Genomic DNA, 9600 nt, shown 5'->3' on the forward strand with positions numbered 1-9600 from the left:
ATGAGTTTTGGGAGTATGTCAACTTAATAGTACAAAAATACTATAAAACGACTGCTACTGAAGCCCCGAAAACACTGTAGTTCAAGGGTTTGTAGTTCAAGTGTTCTGACAAAATTGACCTGCTCCCCAAAGATTCGGCGGTTTGTGACATGCTCCCTGAGAAGTGCGAGAGATATGAGTTTTTCTATGAGTTTTTCTATGAGTTTTATGAGGATCACAGATATATAACAGGGCTACTATTAAATTGTTCTCACAAATTGATGGGGAGCAAGTCTATGTTCCAGAACAAATGAACTATATACGTGCGGCTCGTTCTAATCAAGAGCCTCTAGAAAATGGAGGGGTAAGGATTAGGGGATTCCCGAGGTAATAACCTCAAAATCCTAACTATCTTGCGGATGGTGGTGAAAGCCCACCCCTTGAAGAGACAAGTGACTCCCTATCTGGCCACACCGAGCGGGCGGCATCTCCGCAGAGTGACGCTGGCATCAGGGCGCAATCAGAGGGGAAACAGATTACCCACACTGGCGCTAAGGGGGAAACGGCATGGGTAAACAAGTTCTAAAAAAATGTCTTAGTTCAAAGCCACAATCTGAAACATTACATGTGGACTTCATCCTTTATTCTCACAGCATTAGTATATGATAGCTGTAATCTCCGAGAAAAGGATAGGCAAAGTGGACTGCCCTAAACCGTTCAAACAATCTGCTAGATGGAACGAGTAAAAACGATAGCAAATATGGGTCTGAGGACAGGTCGAACCCTCGGTAAGCTATGCCAAGCCTAATCCCCACTATCGGGTAAGATGCGCTCAAAACTGGGCGCGGGTATTCAGAATACACAAACTCGCTTGAGAGCATGGGTAGACACATGAGTAATAAAACTTATAGTGACCTCTGGAAAGGACAAAACTGGAAACAACTCCGGAAAAACCTTTTCCGCCTACAGCGGCGCGTGTATAAAGCGGTTCAAGCTGGTGACCTAAGACAAGCTAGGTCTTTGCAGAAACTGATACTGAAATCCCGGTCGGCACAACTATTGGCCATCCGTCAAGTGACACAGCTCAATCAAGGCAAAAAAACCGCCGGAATCGACGGAAAAACTGCCTTAAAATACAGCGAAAGGTTTGAGTTACTTGAAAAGCTAGTATCCAGTGCGGATAACTGGACGCACCAAAGGTTAAGGGAAATTCCGATACCTAAGAAAAACGGGGGTACGAGAATGCTGAAAGTGCCAACCATAACTGATAGAGCATGGCAATGTTTAGCAAAATTTGCTCTTGAGCCAGCACATGAAGCAACCTTCCACGCCCGGAGTTACGGGTTTAGGAGAGGACGTAGTGCTCATGATGCGCAAAGATACATTTTTGGTAATCTCTCATCAAACGCAAACGGCATTAATAAGAGAATAATAAAGCTAGACATCAAAAAGTGTTTTGACAGAATTAGTCATGATGCCATCATGATAAGACTGATAGCTCCACAAGGATTAAAACTAGGGATATTCAGATGCCTAAAAGCAGGAGTAAACCCAGAATTCCCGGAGCAAGGAACACCTCAAGGAGGAGTGGTCAGTCCACTAAAGCGCCAACATAGCACTAGACGGAATAGAAGATGTACACCCATCAGTCCGTTACGCAGACGATATGGTCTTCTTCCTCAAGGCACAAGACGACGCCGAAAAGGTTCTACAAAAGGTGCAAAAATTTCTAACGGAAAGGCATCTTGAATACAGTCCTGAAAAGACCAAGCTCTCCCTAGCGACAGACGGATTTGACTTCCTGGGCTGGCATTTTAAAGTCCAGAAAAACGGAAAATTCAGAAGTACTCCCTCAGAGGACAACTATCAGAAAATTCTAAAGAAGATTAAAACCGTGGCCAACAGCTCGAATTATGGTGCAGAAGTCAAAGCCAAGAAACTAGCACCCATTGTACGAGGTTGGAGAAATTATCACAGAAACTGCAAAATGGATGGCTCTAGGAATAGCCTATGGTTTGCCAACAAAGCAGCACATAGAAAATTCCTGAAACAAAAATCAATCAATCGGAAGGAGGCCGAAAAACTCATTAAGAAAGCCTTCCCAGCAGTCTCATGGAAAGAAAACAACCACGTCATGGTAAAAGGGACTAAGTCCCCATATGACGGAAACCTAGTCTACTGGAGTAAGCGGAAAAGCAAACTCTACGATAATGCTACATCAAAAGCTTTGACCAAGCAAAACCATTCCTGTGGACATTGCGGACTGAAATTCGTCGGTGAGGAAAGAATTCACCTTCACCATATAGATGGAAATCACGACAATTGGAAGCCCAAAAATCTTATGGCCGTCCATCAAAGTTGTCACCAATATATCCATGGGGGCAAGTCCTTCGCGAAGCGTCACCAAAGGCGATAAGACTAGGATATCTAGGAGCCGGATGAGGGGAAACCTTCACGTCCGGATTTGAAGGAGAGGTGCCCTGGGTAATAACAGGCATCGACTCTAATCATAGGAGCTTGGCTTTTACCCATGAGGGGGCTATAGCTAATGTACAAATGTTCTGCATAAGTGACATGCTCCCCATTCTAAAATTGCTTCAATCACTCTATAACTAAAATCAAGGACTCTATCATGCTCGATCTCTCTAGTTCGCAAGCTCTCGATTATGAATACCAGGGACAGAAGTACACGATTCAAGTCTATGGCGACAACCAAAGTGAGGTAACCCGTTACATCCTGCCACAGCCTGTTATCGAGACAGGTACAGATGGACTGCCCAAATTCTCTTTAACAGAGTTTAATAACGCAGAGCAAGTTACTGGACAGTGCAATCTCCAAACCGTTTTGATAACACCGCCAGGAGCTGTGAACGCAGTTAGAGACAAATTTGGTCCTGAAACTATCATTGGTGCCTGGGAGTGGAGCGCAGGTACGGCCTATTTCAACTACCAATACCCGAATGACCAAGGCGAACTGCAATCGTTTTCCGCGCCTGCGTGGCCGTCGCTTACTCCAACGACGACTACTGGTGGTGTAGCGCAAACGAGCGGACAAGCAGCGTGGACTGTCTCGCTTCCCAGCCAGGCAGCAGTGGCGTCTTTCATTGGTGCATTTGGTCCTGGAGGGAATGGAGCTTTCTCAGTTGAATATCAGATGGAGGTACCAGGATCCCTGCCTGGGGTTACTGTCACCATCGCCTTTGATTCCACAATTGCCTACACTTACGAGCAAGAGATTGATGTAGACAAGAACGTTTGGGGCAGCGTCACTAGCCGAACGGTTACGATCAACCAATATCTTAATAGTTCGGGGGCTGGATCCATCGATTATGTCTGGGGTGCTATTGACCCAGAATCATCCCAAGGGCAGCAGATCCAAAACTGGGCTAACCAGACCCTACGAAACGCTGTACAGCAGTCAGTGGATGATGCGATTGCCCTGCTGGAGCAGAATGTGCCGCAAGGTAATGAATACACCTTCAGCATGAGTCAAGTGTCTTCCTTCAGCACTGTCTACAGCTCAAACCAGGTGGTGATCTGGGTCGCACAAAGCTCGACTCAACTACCAGCGTTTTCTGAGTCGGAATGGGATTCGCTCTATCAGCAAGTAAATACTGCACCACTATCTGTTGTGTTTGCCCTGCAAAACACAAATCTCAAGGCTAATAAAATCAATAGCATTACCATTTCTGTGACGTCGCCTTCTGGTAGCGATCGAGGTACGCTAACCGATAAGGACTCGACTTGGACATTTAGTAAGCCCGCCGTTTCAGCCGGCAACCAACCCAATTTTACTTATTCCTACTCCTATTCAGTTGCTTATTCAAACGGGACCTCTTGGGAATCGCCAAAGATAGAGGGAGATGCAGCGCCGTCAGGCCAAACCTCTGAAACAATCAATGCAGGTGACCTCAGGGCGCTGGCCGTTACTATCCAAACAACAAACATTAATTACGACACTGATGTCGATTATGTGGAAGTCGATTTCTCTTTCACCAATACAAACACTGCACCAGGCATCCCCGCTGAAACGGTTACACGCAACAATAAATTTCAGCAGAATAACGACCCATGGGAGGTTCAATTCTACACGGCGGTTCCATATACCACACCTTACCAATATGCAGTGAAGTACGTGATGAAGAATGGCTCCACAGTGGAACTAGCACCGGCAAGTCCTCAGAACACGAACCAAGTCTTTATTACCTCAGCAGTATATCCTAAAACCTACTTCCTCAATGTAGTTTGGCCTGAGCCGGGATCACCTGATGTGATGAAGGATCTTTTTCTCCAAGCAAATTACGTCGATCCAAATAACACCGTCAGTGTACCACCTCAAATGTGGCAACTTCCCACTAAACCTCCACAGCCTCCGACACCATGGCAATTTCAAGCACCCCTTAATACCAATGCCTATGTTCAGATACTCACTGCACAATATACGCTGAATAATCAGATCATTCAACTGCCATTGCCTTTGAATGTGCTCCCGGGTACGGTGATTAACGTGTCATATAAGCAAACGCCTTTTATGATTACGATCGAGCCATCGCTGGTCAAGTGGGCTGATGACAATTCCTCAGATGGAAATCAGATGGTTATCGTTAACGCCTATCTACTCCAGCCAGATGGAAGGACAATGACGCAACAGCGTTCATTCCAGTTCACTAAGGGTACGGGAGTACAGTACTATAGTTTCCTCCTTGAAGGTCCTACCCCAGAGCTAGAGTGGTACTACACGTTACAGTATTTCTCGGGAGGAGAACCTATAGAGACTCCGCAGCAATCTACTACATCTAGCATACTCATTCTGCCGTCAACCTTGTCGGCGCAAAGGTTAATGGCCAATACAGCCCTGCCCTTGGAAGCGGCGGTTAGTATGCCTCGGTTAAAGGCAGCTCATCAGAAACTTTATCTCGGGCAAAACACAGCAGCAAAGACGCCCAAGCATGAGTATCACCACATGCAAGTCAAATAACCCAATTTGATTGCCCATCTATCCGAATCTTGGATAGCTAAACATGTGTTCGGCCTGCCTCGGCAGGCCAGCATATCGCTTTGAGAGCATTCCTGAATGGTGAAATAATCCCATCCGAACCTCGAACGCAACTTCAGGTTCCTAAAGCTCAGTTAATCTTTACAGTCAGCGCTGTTTTGGAATTGTTCAGTTTCTATGGAGTATTGGCAGATGTTGTCTTATCAAATTAACACACAAGGTCTAACTGGAGCCGATCCATCACTGAGGGAAATCGTGCTTGGAGTGGAGTATATCGACACCACGAACAATTACAGTGCGGGGGAATGGTTTGTGCTCACAGCTGAAGAACCTTCTCGCACCTGGGAGTTTGATCCAGGCTCTGCGACAGCAGGAACGGTGTTTTATCAAGGCATCCTAGTCAGCACTGATGGCAGTACGGTTACGCCGATTTCCCCAACTGTAGCTTCGAGTGAAACTAAAACCATCCTTGTCGGGACTGGCGTGCCGCCGCTTTATACTATAGCTATCGTTCCCGTCCAAGTGGATTGGACTCGCATATCAACTGCCGATGTCACTATTGATACGAATAATTTTAGGTTTACATCCAGTAACACTGCGGCACAATACATTTCTCTCGACAGCTCAAACTATAGTTATAAGGTAGTTTATACCTTGAAAGATAGCTCAACTACTTATACCGTAGAGGCTTCCCCAGCAAATTCACCAGTACTGTTGTTTCCAGTATTGCCACCATTGCAGCCAGTTAGTTTTGAGGTAACTGCCCAGGATGTTTCGTCATTGCCAATTGAATCAATTAAGCTCACCGTACAAAACCCCCGCAGCCAACCACTGGAGCATACGTTCACATCATCACAGACGCAGCCGTATACAGCCGAGATTTTTGCAACTCTCACCGATGGAAACTGGGGTCTTGACTATAGTTATGATTACACCGTCACCTATGAAAGGGGCAGTGGCTTTGCACCCTTTAATTCAGGTACTTTTTCCGATGTAAATGATAATTCTGTATCCATAACAGAAGTTGGTATTCGTGAGTTCGCATTAGCTGCAGATGTGATAGGGGGCTCTTCAATTATCACAGAGGTCAAGGTGAACTATACTTCAGGCGGTGAATCCCGCCCCCCCGTGTCCCTTCCCAATACCTTGATTGCAAACACTAACTATGTTCCGTTTGAATCATTTGAGTATTGGCTTGAATTTACTATTTACGGAACTCCCCCAGGAGCACCCGGTCCCCAAACGGGTAATTACATTCAGAGGGGGATAGATTCTTCCCCTCCTCCTTATATATATGTGACGAATCCCCTACAACCAAAGCAAACTGTATTCACTGCGACTTTATCTGGTAATACCACAATTCAGCTCACACCCTTTTCTGAGGAGGATGGCAATCTCGGTTTTCCACCCCAACAAAAGTGGAAGATTACAGGCCCAAACCCGGGAACTCAGACTCTCTCTGTCCAGCAGCCGAGCTATACCTATGGTTTCCAAGCGATCCACGATACTACGGCAGGGATAAAGTATGTAGGAATACTTCAGTCGGATAACTTTTATCAATTTGAGGCATTTACTACCGATACCAGCGTTACACTGACAGCAGATCAATTGCCATTTAGTATTACAATAGATCCATCATTAGTTAATTGGCAGACTGTCACTGAGGTTCAGGTGGAAATATGGGTCAACCCGAATCAAAAGCGTAACTTTACTTTCACCCAGTCAAGCGGATTTAAATATTTCAGCGATTTCTATCTAGTCGATCAGTCTCAACCACTCTATAGCTATGAGGCGGTTTACCAGATGTTGAGTGGTGGTCAAACCAGGGCTCAAGCAGACAATCAGATAGGCACAATACTGATACTACCCCCTCAAGGCAGCTAGCGCTGGGGCATTGTTAGGAAGAGGCAGGGGGCAGGGGACAGGGGGCAGGGAGCAGGGAGCAGGGGAGAAAACCTATACATAAATGTAGGGGCTTGTTTATTTTTCGGTCACCAGGTAAATATTTATGGTCTGTTCGCGTAGCGTCCCATAGGGTAGCCCCCGGATTTATCCGTGGATGTCATTTTAGGCTTTGTTGAAGCCTCTAAATTTATTTATGGGGCAATAATTACGTTAGCGCAGCTCCTCACCAAAGAGGCATTACGAATTACGAATTACGAATTATACTCACTGTTAACCATCGCTCTGCCCATGTATAGTGAGTGTGTTATTTACTCGATTGTTTTTTGGAGAGATGGAACTACCTTCTAGTGTGAATCGAGCGCTAGCAATCGCTGGAGAATATCAGCCTCAAGCTATCGAACGTGCCCGTGCTGCCATAGCCTTGTTGCTTGGGTTTCGCGCTCATTCTGAAGCAATGGCATATGTTGACAGTCCTCTTACGATGAGTGGATTTCCCGTAGAAATTGCATTTTCTTCAGCTGATTCATCCTTTCGTTATACCATCGATCCAGGTCCAATGGAGCACGGTCCCATGGCGCGACTTGACGATGCCGAGGTACTGTTTGCGCGCCTAGGCAGTCCGCCATTGGCAACGTATGTTATTGATCTTGTGCGTCAATTTCAGACGGGGCATAATCTTCGCTACGGTGTGTTCATTGGTGGTCGCCATAATGAAATGAGCGATCGCTATAAATTGTATTTAGAAGTACCGGAAAGTGCTGCTAAAGCTGCGGAAAAATTCGCTACCGAACTTCTCGATCGACCACGGGCACTACCAAACCGACAGCAACGTATCGAAATGATCGGTGTTGATCCCTATGCTAATCGTATTGAAGTGTATGCGCGGATTGAGCATATGATGACCCACGAAATTTCTGCCCTATTGTGGCGCGCTGATTTGATGTCGCGACAAGGTGAGTTAGTAGCCTTGCTCAGTGAAAGCTATCCATTTTCAATTTCGCGCGAATTACCTGGCTCTGTTTTCGGTTTTAGCTATTCTGTACCTACACAAGGTAATGGTCCGATCGCATTCACGCTCTATACTTATGCACGAACAATGTTCGGCAACGATGGAAATAGCCGTAAGAAGATACTTGAACTTGGTCGGCGTAAAGGATGGGATTTTTCCTTCTATGACCGATTAACCGAACCGTTGGCAACTCAAAAAGACGGGGTTACCACGAGCCATACCATGTTTGGTGTTACCGTTGTCGGCGATGCTCCTTTGGGGATAAACTTTGGTGTTAACCCACCATCCGAAGTAGTATGAATATCGAGAATGCAATAGCTGGTATTTTAGCTGCACAGGCACCCAGTGGTGCTTTTCTTTCTACAGTGTATCTGCCCGACGGTCCGGTACCGGACGAAAACGGTTTTGTGACAGCACTTGTGCTCCATGAACTTACGCATCTGCCACAAACTCCTGCAGTTATGGCTGCCCAGGAACGTGCATTGGATTTCCTTGCACGTTGTGAACTTCCTACACAGCCTGGTGCTTTTTCCTTTTACCCACCTGATGGTCACCCCTCATGGATGCCGATTCCTCTCAACCCTGATGCCGATGATTCTGCGTTGTTCGCATTTGCACTGGTTCGTGCCGGACGCAAACCGAAAGCTTTTCTGGAGCAGGTAGTGCGTGAAGTCCTTGCTAAATTTCGTCTCTTTTGGATATCAGGTACGGCAAAACCCTGGTATCAAAGCGGAGTTTATTTTACATGGCTTAATAAACTCTATTATCCCAATATTATTGATGTGTGCGTGAATGTAAATATAGCAGTGTTGCTCAAGGCTGCTGGAGTTGGCGAGGCATTGGGTATTACCAATATTGTCCAGATGGTAGAACTTGGTGTAGCTTGGGCTGGAACTTCTTCAGAACGTGCACTGCTATTGTCACCTTATTATCCCCATCCGATGGAATTACTCTACGCTGTAGAACGTGCAGTAGAATTGGGCGTGGAAGACTTCATAGCATGCCGAGAAACGCTTCGTAAATTACCTTGGGCTCAATCAGATTCGTGTGAAGGATGGTCTGAGAATCGTCCGATTTGTAGTTCGGAGGATGGTCGGATTTTGTGGAGGTCTGCAGTGCTACAGCAAGCACGCCGACTCTCAGCAATGTTGGTAGTTTAGTTGCTAAGATAGTGAGTATCATCGCGATTACTTTAGTGCGAGATTTGACGCTTTTTTGAGTATAGTGCATCCAGTGCAATCGAGTTGCGAAGAATCAATTTGGGTACTGCAAGACTTCCTGAAATTTGCATCTGATCGGCAAAACGCGATAGACGATTCTGAGATGTTCTCAGCAATTACAAGAACAGTTGATTCTTGGGGGATTCAATCACCTCACAGGGGTAGGTTTTTTACAAACAGAGGAGCACTTGGCAAGTGATTGTGGCAGCAGATATTCGATTGTATGCAGATTGATTGTACCCTGGGGGGGCGACAAGCGCCCTGTAACCCTTGATATATCTTAAATTGAGCGAATTATGGTAAAAAAAGATAGGTCAGAAATTGTCAAGACGACCTATCAATTCAAAATGCTACCAGAATTATATCAAAAACATCTAAAAAATCTCCTTTCCGAATCTCAATTATTGTTTTTTTACCTTGTAGTAATTATTGTCCAAGATATCAAGAATGTTAAACTCGAAAAAATTGCTGAATCTTGTCTTGGTGCAGTC

The 9600-nt window shown here is 45.7% G+C and carries 7 protein-coding genes and 1 pseudogene; all 8 read left to right on the forward strand.

Annotated elements, in window-relative coordinates; genetic code table 11:
• The first annotated feature begins 244 nt into the window (after positions 1 to 244).
• Complete coding sequence (locus F6K49_RS30935; protein ID WP_293102807.1) at positions 245 to 370, forward strand: hypothetical protein; 126 nt, start codon at positions 245 to 247, stop codon at positions 368 to 370.
• Between the two features lie 500 nt (positions 371 to 870).
• A complete protein-coding gene (locus F6K49_RS53700) occupies positions 871 to 1728 on the forward strand; it encodes a reverse transcriptase N-terminal domain-containing protein (protein ID WP_366514253.1) in 858 nt (285 codons plus the stop codon).
• Positions 1646 to 2395, forward strand: coding sequence for a group II intron maturase-specific domain-containing protein (locus tag F6K49_RS53705; RefSeq protein WP_366514254.1), 750 nt, complete (start codon positions 1646 to 1648; stop codon positions 2393 to 2395). The genes F6K49_RS53700 and F6K49_RS53705 overlap by 83 nt, the downstream gene beginning before the upstream one ends.
• 216 nt (positions 2396 to 2611) lie before the next feature.
• Positions 2612 to 4957: a hypothetical protein gene (locus F6K49_RS30945; protein WP_293102810.1), complete on the forward strand. Its 2346-nt coding sequence runs from the start codon at positions 2612 to 2614 to the stop codon at positions 4955 to 4957.
• Positions 4958 to 5152: 195 nt separating this feature from the next.
• Entirely contained in the window at positions 5153 to 6859 is a 1707-nt protein-coding gene (locus F6K49_RS30950; RefSeq protein ID WP_293102813.1) for a hypothetical protein, read from the forward strand.
• Positions 6860 to 7211: 352 nt separating this feature from the next.
• Positions 7212 to 8189 carry a hypothetical protein gene (locus F6K49_RS30955; protein ID WP_293102816.1) on the forward strand — a complete coding sequence of 326 codons (978 nt, stop codon included), beginning with the start codon at positions 7212 to 7214 and terminating at the stop codon, positions 8187 to 8189.
• Positions 8186 to 9049 carry a hypothetical protein gene (locus F6K49_RS30960; protein WP_293102820.1) on the forward strand — a complete coding sequence of 288 codons (864 nt, stop codon included), beginning with the start codon at positions 8186 to 8188 and terminating at the stop codon, positions 9047 to 9049. The genes F6K49_RS30955 and F6K49_RS30960 overlap by 4 nt, the downstream gene beginning before the upstream one ends.
• 407 nt (positions 9050 to 9456) lie before the next feature.
• Positions 9457 to 9600 (forward strand): annotated as a pseudogene (locus tag F6K49_RS30965) (IS4 family transposase); the annotation flags it as partial.

Source organism: Moorena sp. SIO3I6 (genome assembly GCF_010672095.1).